22 protein-coding genes are annotated in these 17,525 nt (G+C 46.7%); 9 read left to right on the forward strand and 13 right to left on the reverse strand.

Annotated features, from left to right (window positions below):
• Position 1: 1 nt before the first annotated feature.
• The 3 genes from FTU86_RS03655 to alc form a co-directional block, all read right to left on the reverse strand.
• A complete protein-coding gene (locus FTU86_RS03655; protein ID WP_104491766.1) occupies positions 2 to 787 on the reverse strand; it encodes a sulfite exporter TauE/SafE family protein in 786 nt (261 codons plus the stop codon).
• Between the two features lie 95 nt (positions 788 to 882).
• The gene (locus FTU86_RS03660) at positions 883 to 1,392 is read right to left on the reverse strand and encodes an ureidoglycolate lyase (protein ID WP_104491764.1); all 510 of its coding nucleotides are present in this window, start codon (positions 1,390 to 1,392) and stop codon (positions 883 to 885) included.
• Positions 1,393 to 1,496: 104 nt separating this feature from the next.
• On the reverse strand, positions 1,497 to 2,504 hold the full coding sequence (alc, locus tag FTU86_RS03665) for an allantoicase (protein ID WP_180048322.1): 1,008 nt from the start codon (positions 2,502 to 2,504) through the stop codon (positions 1,497 to 1,499).
• 212 nt (positions 2,505 to 2,716) lie between these two features.
• On the opposite strand from alc, the gene hpxO reads away from it, so the two are divergent.
• Complete coding sequence (gene hpxO, locus FTU86_RS03670; protein ID WP_104513247.1) at positions 2,717 to 3,874, forward strand: FAD-dependent urate hydroxylase HpxO; 1,158 nt, start codon at positions 2,717 to 2,719, stop codon at positions 3,872 to 3,874.
• Between the two features lie 35 nt (positions 3,875 to 3,909).
• On the opposite strand, the gene FTU86_RS03675 is transcribed toward hpxO, so the two are convergent.
• The 5 genes from FTU86_RS03675 to puuE form a co-directional block, all read right to left on the reverse strand.
• Entirely contained in the window at positions 3,910 to 4,449 is a 540-nt protein-coding gene (locus FTU86_RS03675) for a GNAT family N-acetyltransferase (protein WP_152342576.1), read from the reverse strand.
• A gap of 98 nt (positions 4,450 to 4,547) precedes the next feature.
• Positions 4,548 to 5,285, reverse strand: a complete 738-nt coding sequence (locus tag FTU86_RS03680; RefSeq protein ID WP_180048323.1) for an outer membrane protein OmpK — start codon at positions 5,283 to 5,285, stop codon at positions 4,548 to 4,550.
• 101 nt (positions 5,286 to 5,386) lie between these two features.
• Positions 5,387 to 5,713, reverse strand: coding sequence for a hydroxyisourate hydrolase (gene uraH / locus FTU86_RS03685; RefSeq protein ID WP_168394215.1), 327 nt, complete (start codon positions 5,711 to 5,713; stop codon positions 5,387 to 5,389).
• Positions 5,710 to 6,213 (reverse strand): 2-oxo-4-hydroxy-4-carboxy-5-ureidoimidazoline decarboxylase, encoded by a 504-nt coding sequence (gene uraD / locus FTU86_RS03690; RefSeq protein ID WP_104513180.1) that lies wholly within the window; start codon positions 6,211 to 6,213, stop codon positions 5,710 to 5,712. The genes uraH and uraD overlap by 4 nt, the downstream gene beginning before the upstream one ends.
• 124 nt (positions 6,214 to 6,337) lie before the next feature.
• Positions 6,338 to 7,312: an allantoinase PuuE gene (gene puuE, locus FTU86_RS03695; RefSeq protein WP_180048324.1), complete on the reverse strand. Its 975-nt coding sequence runs from the start codon at positions 7,310 to 7,312 to the stop codon at positions 6,338 to 6,340.
• A gap of 247 nt (positions 7,313 to 7,559) precedes the next feature.
• On the opposite strand from puuE, the gene FTU86_RS03700 reads away from it, so the two are divergent.
• The 4 genes from FTU86_RS03700 (at position 7,560) to FTU86_RS03715 (ending at position 10,419) form a co-directional block, all read left to right on the forward strand.
• On the forward strand, positions 7,560 to 7,922 hold the full coding sequence (locus FTU86_RS03700; RefSeq protein ID WP_005180845.1) for an HPF/RaiA family ribosome-associated protein: 363 nt from the start codon (positions 7,560 to 7,562) through the stop codon (positions 7,920 to 7,922).
• Positions 7,923 to 8,071: 149 nt separating this feature from the next.
• Positions 8,072 to 8,614, forward strand: a complete 543-nt coding sequence (locus tag FTU86_RS03705; RefSeq protein ID WP_005180844.1) for a hypothetical protein — start codon at positions 8,072 to 8,074, stop codon at positions 8,612 to 8,614.
• A gap of 16 nt (positions 8,615 to 8,630) precedes the next feature.
• The gene (locus FTU86_RS03710; RefSeq protein WP_180048325.1) at positions 8,631 to 9,401 is read left to right on the forward strand and encodes a transporter; all 771 of its coding nucleotides are present in this window, start codon (positions 8,631 to 8,633) and stop codon (positions 9,399 to 9,401) included.
• Positions 9,402 to 9,732: 331 nt separating this feature from the next.
• Positions 9,733 to 10,419: a glutathione S-transferase family protein gene (locus tag FTU86_RS03715; RefSeq protein WP_005180842.1), complete on the forward strand. Its 687-nt coding sequence runs from the start codon at positions 9,733 to 9,735 to the stop codon at positions 10,417 to 10,419.
• A gap of 3 nt (positions 10,420 to 10,422) precedes the next feature.
• Here the strand turns inward: FTU86_RS03715 and FTU86_RS03720 are convergent, their stop codons facing one another.
• Positions 10,423 to 11,613, reverse strand: a complete 1,191-nt coding sequence (locus FTU86_RS03720; RefSeq protein WP_104503908.1) for a GGDEF domain-containing protein — start codon at positions 11,611 to 11,613, stop codon at positions 10,423 to 10,425.
• Positions 11,614 to 11,847: 234 nt separating this feature from the next.
• Between FTU86_RS03720 and FTU86_RS03725 the strand changes: the two genes are divergently transcribed.
• Entirely contained in the window at positions 11,848 to 12,411 is a 564-nt protein-coding gene (locus FTU86_RS03725) for an FMN-dependent NADH-azoreductase (protein WP_005180838.1), read from the forward strand.
• A 63-nt stretch (positions 12,412 to 12,474) separates the two neighbouring features.
• Here FTU86_RS03725 and FTU86_RS03730 read toward each other — a convergent pair whose 3' ends face one another.
• Complete coding sequence (locus FTU86_RS03730) at positions 12,475 to 13,386, reverse strand: alpha/beta hydrolase (RefSeq protein WP_104513183.1); 912 nt, start codon at positions 13,384 to 13,386, stop codon at positions 12,475 to 12,477.
• A gap of 155 nt (positions 13,387 to 13,541) precedes the next feature.
• On the opposite strand from FTU86_RS03730, the gene FTU86_RS03735 reads away from it, so the two are divergent.
• On the forward strand, positions 13,542 to 13,979 hold the full coding sequence (locus tag FTU86_RS03735) for a DUF2147 domain-containing protein (protein WP_005180835.1): 438 nt from the start codon (positions 13,542 to 13,544) through the stop codon (positions 13,977 to 13,979).
• Positions 13,980 to 14,075: 96 nt separating this feature from the next.
• On the opposite strand, the gene FTU86_RS03740 is transcribed toward FTU86_RS03735, so the two are convergent.
• Positions 14,076 to 14,426 (reverse strand): Spx/MgsR family RNA polymerase-binding regulatory protein, encoded by a 351-nt coding sequence (locus tag FTU86_RS03740; RefSeq protein WP_016658732.1) that lies wholly within the window; start codon positions 14,424 to 14,426, stop codon positions 14,076 to 14,078.
• A 495-nt stretch (positions 14,427 to 14,921) separates the two neighbouring features.
• Positions 14,922 to 15,743 carry an exodeoxyribonuclease III gene (locus FTU86_RS03745; protein WP_075167278.1) on the reverse strand — a complete coding sequence of 274 codons (822 nt, stop codon included), beginning with the start codon at positions 15,741 to 15,743 and terminating at the stop codon, positions 14,922 to 14,924.
• A gap of 40 nt (positions 15,744 to 15,783) precedes the next feature.
• Between FTU86_RS03745 and pyrE the strand changes: the two genes are divergently transcribed.
• Together pyrE and FTU86_RS03755 are read left to right on the forward strand one after the other, a co-directional pair.
• The gene (pyrE, locus tag FTU86_RS03750) at positions 15,784 to 16,434 is read left to right on the forward strand and encodes an orotate phosphoribosyltransferase (RefSeq protein ID WP_075175540.1); all 651 of its coding nucleotides are present in this window, start codon (positions 15,784 to 15,786) and stop codon (positions 16,432 to 16,434) included.
• An 83-nt stretch (positions 16,435 to 16,517) separates the two neighbouring features.
• Complete coding sequence (locus FTU86_RS03755) at positions 16,518 to 16,826, forward strand: hypothetical protein (protein ID WP_180048326.1); 309 nt, start codon at positions 16,518 to 16,520, stop codon at positions 16,824 to 16,826.
• A gap of 479 nt (positions 16,827 to 17,305) precedes the next feature.
• Here FTU86_RS03755 and FTU86_RS03760 read toward each other — a convergent pair whose 3' ends face one another.
• Positions 17,306 to 17,494 (reverse strand): DUF3565 domain-containing protein, encoded by a 189-nt coding sequence (locus FTU86_RS03760; protein ID WP_016658735.1) that lies wholly within the window; start codon positions 17,492 to 17,494, stop codon positions 17,306 to 17,308.
• Between the last annotated feature and the right edge of the window lie 31 nt (positions 17,495 to 17,525).

Raw genomic sequence — 17,525 nt, forward strand, 5'->3', positions numbered from 1 at the left:
ATTAAACCACAAAAAAATGCGGGTTCTGACTGAGGAGTTGCACAGCTTGCCACAGGGCTGAGCCGCCGAGCACGGCCAGTAAGCTGAGAATCAGCCAGCGAAATTTCTGCTGGGAAATATGGGCACGTAACTGGCCGCCAGCCCAGACCCCGAGCAGCGACACCACGGTTAATAAGCCCAGTAAGGACCATTGTTCAGATTTAAATTGCAGCATCACCGGGTAAAGCAGCAGCAGCTGAATCAGTTTACTGACCGCAAAATTCAAGTTGCTGATCAGCACAATTTCGGTTTTGCTGTGTTCGGTACTCAGCAGGTACATCATCAGAAAGGGTGCCATGGCATTGGTGGCTCCGCCGATCACACCGGCCAGCAGACCAAACAGCAGCATGTTTTTCAGACTGGCCTGAATGCGCAGGGGCTGGCTGCGAAACTGATCCAGCACATACCATAAAATAAACAGCCCCATCAGCAGTTTGAGATAGCCATCATTTAGATGTAGCAGTAACTGCACACCGAATACACTTCCGATCAGACTGCTGATAATCAGGCCCCAATATTGACCGGAATAATAGCGCAGCGCCTGAAGAAAGCTGCGTTCGGGGTCGCTATTGAGTAAAAACAGATTCAGGATCAGGCAGGGTAATAGTACAAAGGCTACCGTGGTCGACAGCGGGTACAAGGTGGAGATGGCCGCGGTACTGACCATAGGAAAGCCGAAGCCGCTGATCCCGTGTAACAGGGCAGCAATGACACAAAAGATCAGAACCATCAGGTCGGCTTTAGACATGCGTATTTCAACGGACTGGCAGAGTACTGACTAAAACATGCACATACTGGGCTTGTAAAGGGCAAGCTGGCTTATTTTTTATACCAAATGGAGAATTAAATCTGGGTAGAAACAATCTGGATGGGTGAGTTGAATTCATACACATCGCAGTTGGGACCAGAGCCAATCCGGTCAATCACGGCAAAATCGCTGGGTGCCTCCAGCGTCAGCAGGGGATGATGCCAGGTCCCGGCGCGGTAATTCACGCCTTGTGAACCATCGCTAATAAATGCTTGAAGCTGGCTGATGTCCGGCTCATCTGTATTTAAACCCGGTGCCACCACCACCAAAAACGCTTGCCCCTGCATCGGAATAAAAGCCTGCGAGCCTTGAGGATGGCGCTCCAGCATTGCTACCTGAAACGGTATTTGGGTACTCTGGATATTGCGGAAAATACTAATGCCTGCTTGTGCTTCACCAAGAATTTCCGTCATGGCCAGCGCATGATAACGCTCGGTTTGGGCATGGTTAATATGAAAATAGTCATGTCCCTGACAGCTAATCACTTCACCAAAAGGGGCAAAATTGTCCAGGGTCAATGCTTGAATCTGAATGGTATTTTTCATGTTGTTTGAGAGTTCCAGGGCGGGTATTTTTATGGTCATCATCAACTGGTAGAGATGGAGGTCGCTGTCAGCCTGTGGAGTGGGCCAACAGCGACGCTGGTGCGTTAGTCCACCAGTGTGCCCCAGAGGCGAATCCGGCTGATACCGCCGTCGGGAATCATATTGACCCGGATATGCGAGATTTTATCGTGCTTTAAAATCTGCTCGATAAAGGAATGCACATGGTCCATCTGCATGGGCTGCGCCTCCAGTAAAAATGGCCAGAACATGCTTTGTGGAATCAGTTGTAGATCGGTGGCATCTTCAATATAGACGGCCTGAATCGACACTTCTGCCGGGTAGTTGCCCTTGAAATGGGCGGTGTCGATATCAATTTTTTCAATCTGGCCGGCCTGTCCCAAAGCCAGAATACACCAGTCAAAGCCGGGCGTGCGGCGGCGTTTGGTTTCCCAGCCATCGCCCATATTGATGCTACGACCTGGATTAATCAGATTGCGTGGATGGCCAAAGTGGGCATCGCTATAGGCAATTACCCGGCCGCCGTTTTCAAGCGCCAGTAAATCCAGTGTACCCTGATGATCTGTGGTCTGAATTTTCACCTCGCCATATACGCGAAAACGTGCCACACCGCCATCGGGGAAAATATTCAGACGCACATGGGTATAGACCGCATCAGAGCTGACTTCAAACAGATGATGCTGGCTGGGTCCCAAAATACTGTTGGCTAAAAGCGGCTGCCATTCGGCCTGCTCCAGATTACCTTGCGGCGCATAGCAGGCTTCGACACTGGCTGAAGCGGGATAGTTACCGCTAAAAAAGGTGGTATCAATATCCAGCGCCTGAATTTTGCCAGCCACACCTAACTGGACAATGGCCCAGTCATAACCGGCATGGCGCTTGCGGCGGGTTTCCCAGCCGTCCATCCATTTGCCATGATCATCAAATTTATCTTCCACAAATACTGGTGCTGCAAATTGCAGCATACGCTGCGCATCGGCAAAAAAATCATCTGAACATTCAATAACTTTTGCACCAATACGGGTATCTGCCAGGTTGGTTAGTGTTTGAAGCTGGGGCGGTAGGTCAAATGTTGGTGCAATTAAAGTGGCCATGATTCTCTTCCATTTATTGTTCATTCACAGCAGGCACGGCCGTGCATCGAAATCAGGCAGTGGCGCCAGATTTGGCTTGTACAGCAGGCCTATTGCTACGGGTAGAAGCACAGCCTGTGCCAACTTCTGGCCATGCGACCCAGGCTAAGCATGAAATGGCACGTTTTTCGCTTCAGCTGTTCAGTTTTGACAGGCAAGCCTTGGGAGGAAAAATGAAAATTACAATTATTGGTGCAGGTATTGGCGGATTAACCACAGGGATTGCACTAAAAAAGTTTGGCCATGAAGTGCGTATTTATGAACAGGCTGAGCAGATTCTTCCGGTGGGCGCGGCCATTTCCCTGTGGTCCAATGGGGTGAAATGCCTGAATTACCTCGGGCTGACCGAGCAGGTGGCCGAACTGGGCGGGCAGATGGATCATCTGGCCTATGTCGATGGCCTGAGCGGTGATGTGATGACTCAGTTCAGTCTGACACCGTTAATTGAAGAAGTCGGGCAGCGTCCGTATCCGGTGTCACGCGCGGAACTGCAAAATATGCTGATGGATGCATTTGGTCGCGAGCACATCTATTTAGGCAAGAAAATGGTGGCGTTACAGGAAGATGGCTCGCAGGTGACGGTCAGCTTTGCCGATGGCACACAGCTACAAACCGAACTGCTGGTCGGGGCCGATGGTACCCACTCTTTAACCCGCGCCTATGTACTGGATGAAACTGTCGCACGCCGTTATGCCGGTTATGTCAACTGGAATGGTCTGGTGGAGGTGTCCGAACAGCTGGCCCCGGCCGATCAGTGGACCACCTTTGTCGGGGAAGGCAAGCGCGCTTCCCTGATGCCGGTGGCCGATCAGCGTTTTTATTTCTTCTTTGATGTGCCGCTAGCGGCCGGACTGGAGAATGACCGCAGCCAGTATAAAACACTGTTAAAACAGTATTTTCAGGGCTGGTGTCCGCAGGTGCAGCAGCTGATTGACTCAATTGACGAACAGCGCACCAATCGTGTGGAAATTCATGATATTGAACCGTTTGCCAATTTTTATAAAGGCCGGGTGGTGCTGGTGGGAGATGCCGCACATAGCACCACGCCAGATATTGGGCAGGGTGGTTGTCAGGCCATGGAAGATGCTATTTATCTGGCGCGTGCCTTACAAATTAATACCCTGGGTATGCAGGATGCCTTAAGCCGCTACCAGAATAAACGTAATGAGCGCGCCAATGAGCTGGTGCTGCGCGCGCGTAAACGCTGTGATGTTACGCATATGAAAGACCAGCAGGTGACGGAAGCCTGGTATGCCGAACTGCGCCAAGAGCAGGGGCCACATATCATGAAAGGCATTATCAGCAATATAGTCGGTAATCCGCTGGATTAAACTTTCTGTGCAGGATGCTTTTCAAGAAATACAGGTCAATCGACTGGTGTTGAGGCTGGCTGCTCTGATGCTGGATCCAGAATGAGTTGCATCAGCACCAGATCACGCCATTGTCCGAATTTTCTTCCAACTTGGGGCATATAGCCGCAATGCTGAAAACCTAATTGCTGATGCAAGGCAATTGAACCGCTATTGTCATGGTCAATGGCGGCCACCATCACATGAACCTGATGTGCCTGTGCATGCTGGATTAAGGCCTGCATCAACTGTTTGCCCAAACCCTGCCGGCTGAATTGACGGTCAATAAACACCGAATGTTCGACTGTATGTTTAAAACCGCTGATGCTGCGGAAGGTGGAATAATCGGCATAGCCGACAATTTGTCCGGTGTCCAGATGTTCGGCTACCAGCAGCGGAAAATTCTGTTTTTGTAATTGCTGGAACCAGTGCTGGAAATGTGCCAGATCAAAGGGCTGTTCATTCCAGGTGTTTACATGCTGTAGCACTTCCGGGTTATAAATCGCCTGAATGGCAGCAAGATCGTGTTCGGTGGCAGGACGAAGATGAAAGCGCATAAGCAGCACATCAGGATAGGAATGAGCGCATTATCATGCCGCTGCGGGCATAAAAAAAGCAAGACCGGAGTCCTGCTTTTTTAGGTTATGTATACGACTTAGAAATGGTATTTTACCAACGCGCTGACATCATTCTGGTCTGCGCCTTTCTGGCCATATTTGTTGTTCCATACTGAATGTTCAACACCCACATATAAACGTGTTTCTGGCGAAATGTGTTTACCCACATTCCATTTGTACTGAGAGGTCCAGTTTAATTCGCTTGCATGAGTATCTTCAGCTGTTGACCAGTCCAGGAAAGCATCAACCAGGAAGTCTTCATTGCCTAGTTTAAATGGTACAGCATAGGTGATGGTCATTTGATAATCATCATCTGTCGTATCATTATCAGCACGATAGAAGTTGATGTTCGCATATTGGGTATATGGAATATCTAAAGCAAAGCCAACGCCATATAAGAAGTTGTTGAACTCAGGGTTACCACCGTGCCCTGCATTGTGCTCCCAAGTTGTTGCGACTAACACGTCTTTCACCGGACCAAATGCCAGATTTTGACCAGTCACTTCGCCTAGGCTTAAACGTGGTGCCAATTCAAAGTAAGTTGAATCGTCATTGTTGCCATCCCATTGCTGGTCAACAAAGAAGAATACATCTGCATATTTCAGTTTAGCTGCGTATTCAGCAGTTAAGGTGGTACGGTCTTCAGTGCCTCCTAACTCGTAGTTTTCACCATAAAGACCAGTCAAGCTAAAGTCTTGCCATACAATAGGACTCGCCTGAGTGAAGGCAGCAGCGGTTGAGAATGCACAAAGTGCAGCAAGTTGCGTAAGTTTCATAACGGTGTCTTCGTCTTCCCCAAAAAGCGTGTCAAGGATACAGGTTATTAAGCAAAAATAAAGCCAAATTTAACTTTTTATTGGCAATTTTCCGACCAAATTTAGCTGCCGCGATAGGTCGAATAGGCAAAAGGACTGATCAATAACGGGATGTGATAATGCTGTGTCGCCTCCTTAATCTGGAAGTAAATCAACACTTTAGGAAAGAAGCTGTCCAGGCCTTTTTGCTCAAAATAGGCCGCAGTATAAAACTCCAGACTATATGAGCCTTCCGGACAGTCGGCCAAAGCAAAATCGGCGGCTGTGACCCGGCCATCGGCATTGGTTTCGGCTTCGGCCAGCAACTGTTGTTGCTGATTAAATAGCCGGATTTTCACGCCGGTAGCCGGTTGACCCAAATGGGTATCTAAAATATGGGTGCTGATCATGACTGAAGCTCCTGGCTTAAACGCAGTAAGGCAATGTCTGAGAGTTGCTGCTGCACAATGCGCTGTTCAGTGTCGGCATCATTCAGCAGACGATACTGTAAGGCTTGCAGAATATCTTCACTGCTCAAGCCAAAGGCTTTAATCAGGAAAATAAACCCGAATTTTTTTTCATAGGCCAGATTACCCTGTAAAAGTGCCTGCTGGGTGTCGCTATTGAGCTGGACGGCAGCCTGTTCCCGGGCTGAAAATACCTGCTCCTGTACCGTGAGTTGCTGCTGCGCCTGTTTTTCGCCAATTCGAGGATGGTTTGCGAGTGCGGCCTGAATCTCAGGCCAGCTCCAGTGGCTGGCCAGCTGCCGTGAAAACTCTAAAAGTTGCTCGATACTCTCAAAAGGACGCTGTTGGGCAATGACAGTTGCCCATGCCGGAATGTGTACACATTGCTGCAAGAATTGGTGAATCTCAGCTTCAGGGGCCTGATTAAATTGATCCAGTTGCACAGTAAGGGTCTCATCATTACGTTCAATTTTGTCATTAAAAGTGCAATATCAGTGCCAAACTTCAGTGAAAAGCCAATTTTTTACTGAGACGGCTAAAGCTGCACAAGGCTGGTGCGAGTTTTCTTTATTTGATGAGTTCTGGTGCGTGATGGCGATACCAATGCGCAGCAATATCACCGCGGCGGCAAATCCAGACCTGTGGATGCAATTGAATGTAGTCTAAAAAGCATTGCAGGGCTTTAAAGCGTCCCGGGCGCCCCAAAAGACGGCAGTGCATACCAATCGAGAGCATTTTGGGTGCAGTTTCCCCTTCGGCATAGAGCACATCAAAAGCATCTTTCAGGTATTGATAAAACTGCTCGCCGCTATTAAAGCCGCTTGCAGCGGCAAATTTCATATCATTGCTGTCGAGGGTGTAGGGAATAATTAAATGCGGCCGTGACTGGCCCTGGGCATTGGTCAGCGTCTGCCAGAACGGTAAATCATCGCCATAATAATCACAGTCATACTGAATTTGCGGGAATTCGGCCAGTAACTGGCGGGTATTGGGGCTGTCGCGGCCGGTATACCAGCCAATGGGTGCATGACCAAACAGGGTTTCCAAGACACTGATCGCCTGATCCATATGCTGGCGTTCAGTGGCCATGTCCATGCTCTGATAATGTAGCCAGCGTTGCCCATGCGACACCACATCATAGTCGGCCTGCTGAATGGCCTCGACCACATACGGGTTCCGCGCCAGCGCCATACCGACCCCAAAAATAGTCATCGGTAACTGGCGTCGCTGAAATTCCTGATGAATGCGCCAGAAACCGGCCCGCGAGCCATATTCATACATCGAATCCATCGACATATGTCTGGCCGGAAAGCTGGCCGCACCGACAATTTCGGATAAAAACTGCTCGGAACCGGCATCACCATGTTCAATATGATTTTCGCCGCCTTCCTCATAATTCAGCACAAATTGCACCGCAATACGTGCCTGATTCGGCCACTGCGGATGCGGCGGCTGGCCATGATAGCCAATTAAATCACGTGAATAAGGGGCAGAGCGGATTGAGTCAATCAGTGCCTGGCCACGCAAGTAAGCAGTTGTCACAACAGGTTATCCTTTTGCTAATTTTTATCAAATATTGCTTGCATATTTTTGAGTTAGGCCCGATATTCAAAGTATAAGGACACGGTTCTGCAGACTCAAAAGTGTTCATCGTTCAATGTGGAGGGTAGCGTCCAAATTAGGTTGAAGATGTTCAATATGCTGGAAAACAGCAAGCGACAAACGTGCCAAGATAAAATAGTTTTGCACAAAAAAGATTCAGAAAACGAAAGAAAGAGAGGATGAGATTATGAATATTGAAATCCGTACAGATAAGAACATCCAAGGTAGCGAACGATTAATTAGTTACGTACGTGCAGAGCTAAGTGATGAATTTAAACGCCATAGTGAGCGTATTACCCATTTTTCCGTACATTTAAGTGATGAAAACGGGGACAAAGGCGGAGATGATGACATCAAATGTATGATTGAAGCACGCCCGGCCGGCTTGAAGCCTGTGGTGGTCAATCATCGTGGTCATAATGTCGATACCGCAATTCATGGCGCCATTGACCGTTTAAAACGTAGTCTGGAGCATGTCTTTGAGAAAAAAGAACATCCGCGTGGTGGACAGCCGGGTCGGGTTGACCTAGATACCGATGTCGACGAATAAGACAGGTATTGGCTGAAAAGCAGAAAAGCCCCAGTATCGGGGCTTTTTTTATAGCAAATTCATGCGACAAGATTACATTTCGCTTAAACAATTTTCACTGAATTGGGCATAATAGAACGAAATTGATTTGATTGAAGAGAGCTCTCTGCATGTTAACGGCACAACAACAACGCTTGGTGCAAGCCATAGAAGAACTAGATCAGGCCCAAGTGCAACAGCTTCTGGCCGCGGGGCTTGATCCGAATTTTATTGATCCTGAAAAAGGCCCGGTAATTTCAGTCTGGTCTGATGGCCTGTTTCAGTGGTGGGAAGCCATTTGCGAGGCCTATGAGGCGGGCCAGCCGCACAATGAAGCACAAAAACAGCAGGATTTGGCCGTCCATATGGAAATTCTGGACGCGTTAATTCAGGCCAAGGTCAATTTGCATTTGTGGGATGCGGAAGAAGTCTATGGCCCGTTATGGGACGCCGCCAGTGCCGCCTGTGCACCTGCGGTAAAGCGCCTGCTTGAAGAAAACGTCGATCCAAACCGTAAAGATGAAGATGGCCTGACCATTTTGTCATCCATCAGTGATTTATTCTTTGATTGCGACTTTGATGAAATTAACTGGGCTGAAGCCTTGCCTGAAGAACAGCAAACCTTAGAACTGCTCCGTGCCCATGGCGCGAAAATGACCAAAGAATTGGCTTAAAATTGAGATAAACACTATGTCAGCATTGAAATTATTGGGTGTGATGGTGGCGACTGCAGTCAGCAGTCAGGTCTTTGCCGCCGAGTTTGCATTTGACCGTCCGGGTGTGGGCATGAGCACCGGAATTACGCCGGTCGGTCAGTTGGCCTGGGAGCAGGCGCTGGCCAATGCGCACTATCAGAAAACCAAAGATGACAATGGTCTGACGCAGGAAATTACTCAGCTGCACGCCGATACCTTACTGCGTACCGGTCTGGTGGATAATCTAGAATTACAGCTGGGCTGGCAGGGTCCGGGCTGGAGCCGGGTAAAAAGTGCTGGCCAGTCGGTTGAAGAAGATGGTCTGGGGGATGTCAGCATTGGTCTGAAACATGCCATTGATCTGGATGATGAAAAACTGTCGATGGCGGTGCTGGCCGAAGCGCAGATTGCCACCGGGAATGATGGTTTTAGTGCCGAAGAGGATATTTACAGCCTTAGCTCGGCAGTGGCCTATGCCTATAATGATTTACTCACCACCTCAATTAGCATGCGTTATGAGTGGCAGGACAGCAATTGGGCTTTGCAGGCAGTGCCGGGGATTCAATATCAGCTCAGTGATAAATGGGCCGGGTTCTCCGAGTTTATTTACCACAAAGCAGAAAGCCAGAAGGTGGAATATGCCTTGGGTTCAGGCCTGATTTATGCCTTAAATGCGCGTACCCAGCTGGATGCCAGTGTCGGTGTTGATTTAAATGGCGCTGATAAAAGTTATCATGCCGGTTTAGGTGTGGCCTTCCTGTTCTAAGTGCGCTCTGGTTATGGCGCTGTAGAAAGCGGGGGAGTAGAGTCTCTCGCTGACTGCTAGAGAGCTGCAACTTATTCTGCTTATGGTCTGTTCACAGGCCGTTTTTATATCTGGTTTAGCAGCAGAATTGCTACAGATCTTGACACAGGCGCTGGTAGATCACGCTATCATGATGGTGATGATCACAGCGGATAAGCGCGAGGCCTGTCCGCCCATTAAACTTTAGCTTTTAAGTCGCTTTGTATAGGCTTTGGCGCCATATCCCTTGATCTCATCAGGTGGCACTGCCCAGCGATCGTGAATATTAAAAACAACAACAGGAGGATGAGTCATGATGGAACTGTACATTGCCAACAAGAATTACTCCAGCTGGTCCATGCGGCCGTGGCTGGTCCTTACTGCTTTTGAACTGCCGTTTCGTGAAGTGCTGTTACCTTTTCCTAAAGAACGCGGCACGGGCCATTTTAAACAGGATGTACTGGCAATTAACCCGAATGGCAAGGTACCGGTCTTGGTACATGACGGGCTAATGGTCTGGGATTCACTGGCGATTTGTGAATATTTGGCCGAACAGTTTCCGGAGCGCCAGCTATGGCCGGCTGGTCGGGCACAGCGGGCTCGGGCACGCGCTTTGGCTGCTGAAATGCATAGCGGTTTTCAGGCACTGCGTAACCATTGCGGCATGAATATTCGCGCTGATCTGGCAGAAGTCGGACAGACGTTATGGGCTGAGCAACCTGATTTACGTGACGATGTAGCCCGTGTCTGTCAGATCTGGTCTGAGCGTCCGGACCCAGGCGGTTTTCTCTGTGGTGATTTCTCGATTGCTGATGCCTTTTATGCACCGGTGGTCTGGCGTTTGAAAAGCTATGCGCTGCCCGTGAATGAAGACAGCCAGTATTATATGCAGACCATGCTGCAACATCCGGCAATGCAGGCCTGGGAACAGGCCGCGAAACAGGAACAAGACTGGGTCAATTATCTGGAGCCTTATCAGTCTGAACCATCCTCTAGCTAAGTCTTAAGAGGCTGCTGGTTCCAGCGGCTGATACAGCACCACCTGATTACGGCCATAGGCTTTGGCCTGATACAGGGCCTGATCGGCCTGACTGAGCAGCTTTTCATAAGGGGTATTATGGTGCGATAAGGCAATCCCGAAGCTGGCGGTAAAATGGATGGGCTGGTTATGTTCATCATACAGTTCAATCTGGGTGATGGCCTGCCGGCAGCGCTCGGCCACCTGTTTAGCCTGGTGCGCAGTGGCCTGTTTCAGGACCAGAATAAATTCTTCGCCACCAAAACGGCCCAGCACATCCTGCTCGCGGATATGGCCGGCCAGCACATGACAGACTTGGACCAAGGCTTCATCGCCTTTATGATGGCCATGCTCATCATTAATCTGCTTAAAATGATCCAGATCGACCAGAATCACTGCATAACTGGGTGCCTGTTTGTGGTTCAGTTGTTCCAGACACTGGTTGATACTGCGCCGATTAAAGGTATTGGTGAGCGGATCGACCTGACTTAAATGTGCAATCAGCGCCTCCCGATAGCGCCACTGACTCAGCAGAATTTCAAACAGCACCAGGCAGGTCAGCAGAATCGGCACAATAAAAAACAGCATCGACAGCACCCAGAAGCCATTTTTATAAGGAAAGTCGGTTAATAAAAATAAAGGCGCATAGGTTAACTGGCCGAAAAAGCTTAAATAACCGCAGCTGACCAGATACAGTGTGGCCGGAATTAAGGCCGAATAGACAATTCTGCGTTCAAACAGCACCAGACCGACTGTGAGCAGGCTAACATAAGTCACCATGGTGGCCGGACTCAGTACCCCGACCAGATAACCATCGCGGCACAGACTGACCACAAAGGTGGCCACCGCAATATAGGGCATATAACGCCGGGTCCAGTCCTGTTTGCGAAAGTAGTGACAGATGCCAATCATGCCAATAAACACAAATAGCCCGAATAAATTAATGACCAGCTGCTGTTTTAACAAGGCCAGATTGACCCAGCGCCACAGTTCCGGGGTGAGCAATACCACACTTTTCCAGATGGCCCAGATCACATGTATCAGGCTGCCCAAAAACAGCATCAGAATACATTTGTTTAACGTGCTCCAGTTCATCACCACTTCTTTTTCGAGTAAATAACGGGTGACTTTGTATTTAAATGTGGGCACAGCACTGTGCGCAATGCGACTTTTCATGCGTGAATCACGACCCCAAAAATGAGCGTCTAAAGTCTCATTTTTATACAATTATTTTAATAAAACCTAACATATCATGATTTTAGAGAATTGGTAATGGCTATTTTTTGTACTTTTCGGGAAAAAATATCGTTGCATGGGTGCAACAGTGTGTGTTGTTTAAATCACTTATTTCTATTTTAAACTGCAGTAAAATGGCGCTATTGAAAAAATCACAGTTTAGGATTCTCTCCCATGAAAATTTTGCATATCGACTCGAGTATTTTAGGCGACGCTTCTGTATCACGTCAGTTGTCTAAAGCTATTGTGAACCAGCTACAGGCGAAAAATACAGCGGCCCAAGTTGACTATCTGGATCTGGCTGAACAGACCATTCCGCATTTAACCGCTGAAATTTTAATGGGACAAAATGCCGAGCAAAGCGCTTTAGGCGAACAGATTCTGCAACAATATCTAGATGCAGATGTGGTGGTGGTGGGCGCAGCCATGTATAACTTCGGTCTGCCATCGACTTTAAAAGCCTGGATTGACCGGATTAGCGTGGCAGGTCGTACCTTTAAATACACCGAAAATGGCCCGGTCGGTCTGGCAGGTGACAAGAAAGTGTATATCGCCAGCAGCCGCGGTGGTGTCTATGGCGAACAAAGCCCGGTTGATTTCCAGGAAGCATTCCTGAAAACCGTGTTTAACTTTACCGGTGTCAGTGATATTGAAGTAGTACGTGCTGAAGGGGTTAGCATGAGCGATATTAAAGATCAGGCGATTACTACGGCATTAGACCAGATTGCCAAAATCTAAGCTTTACGGCGCTGCATTAATCACAAAAAAGGTCAGTTTCTACTGACCTTTTTTTATGGCGTTTTAATCTTGGTCCTGCTGATGGGCAAATTCGGCTAAATCGGCCAGCGCCATTTTGGCTTCATCAAACCACGGTGAGAACATAATAAAGTTATGCCACATACCGGTATACAGTTTAAAACTGACCTTCACGCCCGCCTGTTCGGCCTTGTCACGAAAACGCTGCGCATCATCCAGCAGCAGTTCTTTAGAACCCACCTGCACCAAGGTTGGTGGTAAATCGGTTAAATCATCAAATAGCGGCGAAACACGCGGATCACCACGATCGACCGACGGTGGCACATAGTATTGAATCCCGGTTTCCAGAGTTTCAATCGACAATAAGGCATCGTGTTTGCGGTTATAACGAATTGATTCACTGGTCAGGGTTAAATCCAAAAATGGTGAAAGCAGCATGAGGCCGCTGACTTGCGGTAACTGTTCATCACGGATTTTTAAGGCTAAGGCCAGCGCCAGATTGGCGCCGCAGGAATCTCCTGCCAGCAAAATATCTTTGGCCTGTACGCCCTGATCCAGCAGGGTCTGATAGACATCAAAAATTGCTTCTAAGGCTTCCGGGAATGGATTTTCAGGCGCCAGCGGATAATCGATATGAATCACCTGCATCTGGGTGCGGGCGGCCAGTTCAGTCAGAAATGGGCGATGGGTATTTAAAGACCCTAAATAAAAGGCGCCACCGTGAATATAGAAAATCAGCTGGGTGGCTTCATCTTGTGGCTTGATTTCTTCGGCTTTCAGGCCAGCCAGACGTAAAGCGCGGACTTCGACAGTTTTATTGGTCGGAAACAGCCGGCACATCTGTTCGAGGGCGAAACGCAGCGGATTATGCGGTAAATTATATTGGCTTGGCAGGCGGATGGTGGTTTTTAAAAAGCCTTCTGTGAAAATTTGTTTCAATAACGGGTTGATCTTCATTGTTCTTCCATCTTGTTCTTGATTTTGGCCTGTGCTTGCGTATTTACCAACACAATTTACAAGGTTACACTAAATGGTCACATTCAAAAATTGCAAATTTGTAGTGACTTTTTAATACTAAGGCTGTCTAACACTAGACTAGGGAATCAAAAAAAATGAAAAAAATTGCACTGGCATTAGGATTAATGGGTTTAACAGCTTTGGCGAATGCTGCTGATCCGCTAAATGGTACTGTCTGGAAAACAATTGATGACAAAACCAAGCAAGCAAAAGCAACCGTCAAATTTACCGAGCAGAAAAATGGCACGTTAACTGCAACAATTCAGTCCATTTTAACGCCGGGTGAAGAAAATGCCTGTACAAAATGTGAAGGACCTTACAAAAACAAATCCTTGAAAGGTTTAACCATTGTACGTGGTTTAAAGAATTCGGGTGGTACCAACTATGACAGCGGTTCAATTCTGGATCCGCAATCAGGTAAAACCTACAAGTTAAAAGGTCAACTGGCTGATGGCGGGCAGAAATTACAATTGCGTGGCTATATTGGCGTAGCAGCGCTGGGTCGTAACCAGACCTGGGTTCGTGTGAAATAAGCCAGCCAATAGAAACGGATTAAACCAGAAAGCCTGAGGTAGATGCATCAGGCTTTTTGATTTTTAACGGATAAGTAAAAGGTAGATAAAAAGAATTTATCCGTTTAAGGCGCGATAGGCGGTTTCATCAAAACCAACAATAAAGCCGTCTGCGGTGGCCAGCACAGGACGTTTGATCAGGCTGTTGTGAGTGCGTAAGGCTTCAATTAAATCTGCTTCGCTAGACAGGGCTTGTGCCTGTTCCGCTTCCGACAGTTTGCGCCAGGTGGTGCCTTTTTTATTCAGAATTTTGTCCTGACCTTCAGCATCCAGCCAATGTTTTAGCGTTTCTGCATCAATACCCTGTTTTTTATAATCATGAAATTCATAAGCCAGGCCCAGTTCATTGAGCAGATCAAAGGCTTTTTTCATGGAGTTGCAGTTTTTAATACCATAAATTTTAAGCATAAAGCGGATTCCAGCAAGAAACACAATGCTCAAGAGATTAACCAAAAAATTGGTTTTGCACTATAGCGGGTATAAATATTGAGTTCATGGTTCTGAAATTAAACCGTCATTAAAATGCAACGCTACCGCGCCATAATAGTGGCAGAAAAACAAGACATCACTTGATAAGAATTATTCGTGCTAAGAAAAAAACGAAAAGCAAATAGCCAATATAAAAAATAAAAGCCCAGATGTAGAAAACCCGCATTTAATCATCCTGATTATGCGGGTCTCACTACAACGTCCGATGTCACATCCTTGAAACAAAGACCATCATGGCTTTGTTTATTTGCATCCTACGGCTTCCTGTCCCTTTGCTGTCATCCTGACACTGTCCCTTTGCCGTGCTGCAATAATGCGCCGATTTAAAAAGCAGATAAAGGTCTGAATGACGACAAAATATGTCGGAAATAAACCTCTATTGAGTGAACATTTGTTCACTCAATAGGATGATTTTTAGTTGAGTTTGTAATCAATAATCACCGGGGCATGGTCGCTATACCATTCGTCTTTATAGACCCAGGCATTGACGGTACGTGCTTTCCAGTCCGGTGAACAGGCATGATAGTCAATCCGCCAGCCAACGTTCTTGGCACGGGCTTGACCGCGATTCGACCACCAGGAATACAGTTCGGCTTCTTTACGCACTTCACGGAAGGTATCGACATAGCCCAAATCATCATAGATATGATCGAGCCAGGCACGCTCATGCGGTAAACAGCCAGAAGATTTCTGGTTGCCTGACCAGTTTTTAATATCAATACGTTTATGCACGATATTGTAGTCACCGCAGACGATGATCGATTTATTTTCATCGCGCCATTGTTTCAGGATTTTTGTATATTCTTCGAGGAAGTGGTCTTTACGGGCTTGTGCTTCTTCACCCGATGAACCCGATGGCAGATACAGCGAGCAGATATGCACCGGATAACCCAGCCCTAAATCAAATTCTGCCGTGACAAAACGGCCTTGGGAGTCGGCCAGTTCAAAGCCTAAACCATCCTGAATAGACACAAATGGCAGGCGGCTGTAAATGGCGGTGCCGGCATAGCCCGGACGTTCAGCTGCGAACAGATGGGTATACCAGCCTTCCGGTTTGAATTTATCAGTCCACTGCGCATGGGTCAGACGGCTTTCCTGAATGCAGATGACATCAGCCTCTGATTTTTCCATCCACTCCAGCAGGCCTTTACTGACCGAAGAACGCAGGCCATTGACGTTAATTGAAACCACACGAAGAATTTTTTGATCACTCGGATAGCTACTCTTTGGTATCATGCGCAGGTCTTACCTCAATTTATGAATTTTGGAGCACCTCATGTCAACGCAAGCGACATTTAACCCTCAAGCTTTTATCGAACTCGCATTATCACGTGGTGTGCTTAAATTTGGTGAGTTTACTTTAAAATCGGGTCGCGTGAGTCCTTATTTTTTTAATGCCGGTTTATTAAATGATGGCGAAGCCTTGTCATTACTGGCGTCAGGCTATGCAGCCAAGTTAACAGAATGTGAAAATGTTGATGTGATTTTTGGCCCAGCCTATAAAGGCATTCCATTTGTGGCGGCTACAGCAGTGGCGCTGTCTCAAAATCATGGCGTAAGCGTGCCATGGGGCTTTAACCGTAAAGAAGCCAAAGATCACGGTGAAGGTGGCGTATTGGTCGGTGCATCGGTTGAAGGTAAAAAAGTCTGGATTATTGATGATGTGATTACCGCAGGTACAGCAATTCGTGAAGTGGTGACCATTTTAAAAAATGCAGGTGCCACAATTGCCGGTGTACTGGTCGCGCTAGATCGTCAGGAAAAAGGGCAGGGTGATTTGTCTGCGATTCAGGAAGTTCAAAAAGAGCTAGAAATTCCGGTACATGCCTTAATTACCATGAAAGATTTAATGAATTATCTGGATGCCAAAGGTGAAAAAGAGGCTTTGGCGAAGATGGAAGCGTATCGTGTGAAGTATGGGATCTAATAATTAATACAACGTATTGATTTTTAATAAAGCTCTATCCATGATAGGGCTTTATTTTTATAAAAAACAAAAATGAATCTAGATTGGAATTTAATGATCGCAAGTTTTTCAGCTATTGCTGCAAGTGTGCAGCATCGATAGCGACTTTTTTGGGTTGGAAAGAAAATAGGGAACTTAGAAAAGTTCAAACCGAACCATTGATAGACATTAAGTTAGAACCTGTTGAGTACAGAATCCATTTTTTACGTTTAAAAATTACAAATGTAGGAAAAGGAGGAGCTCATAACGTAAAAATAAAATTATTTCCTGAACCTTCACTCGATGCTTCTTTTTTAGTTACTGCTCAAAAAGCTATTAAAGTTTTTATGCAAAGAGATTTTATGATTAAGTGAGTCAATTATTTAGCGCCGAATGATTCTAAATATACGGACTATCTAAGTTTTACTGGTTTAAATCCTAAAGAGTTAGATAGTGAATACTTCTTTAATCTTATTTTTAATGCTGAGATCAGATATGAGGATTTAAAGGGAAAGAAATATAAGAATACATATAAAATTGATACTTCAGAACTAAAAATTTATAAATTAGGAGAGAGTTTTGAAGAAGCTCTTCCCAAAGCATTAGCAGGAATTCAAAAGTCTTTAGAAAGTATGAGTAAAAATATTAATAGGCAAACTGCATTTTTAGATAAAAAATCAAAAGCAGAAGAAACTCATTGGAATGAATAGGAGCTAAAACAAAAGTTGAATTATATGAGCTATGTAAAACGTCGCAATAAAGAGTTAGATATCGATCAGGATGCATATCTTTTTAAAAAAATAGAACGTAGATTGTCTATTCATGAAGTAAGAAGGAAAAATAAATAACAAAATCATCCTTCCTCACACTTCTTACACTCCAGCATCACCCCTAATTTTTCTTTGCGTCCTTGCTCCGTCATCACCCAGGGCCGGTTCTGCCACGGTGGATTATGCCGCACATGCTGGCCATGACCACAGGCCAGCTCTGCGACCCAATGATTTTCTTCATCTAAATGATATCCCACAATTGGCTGTTGCATGGGCAGCTTCCTGAAATCAGCAAATATAGCG

This window comes from Acinetobacter sp. YH12155 (genome assembly GCF_013418255.1).
Taxonomy (GTDB): domain Bacteria; phylum Pseudomonadota; class Gammaproteobacteria; order Pseudomonadales; family Moraxellaceae; genus Acinetobacter; species Acinetobacter indicus.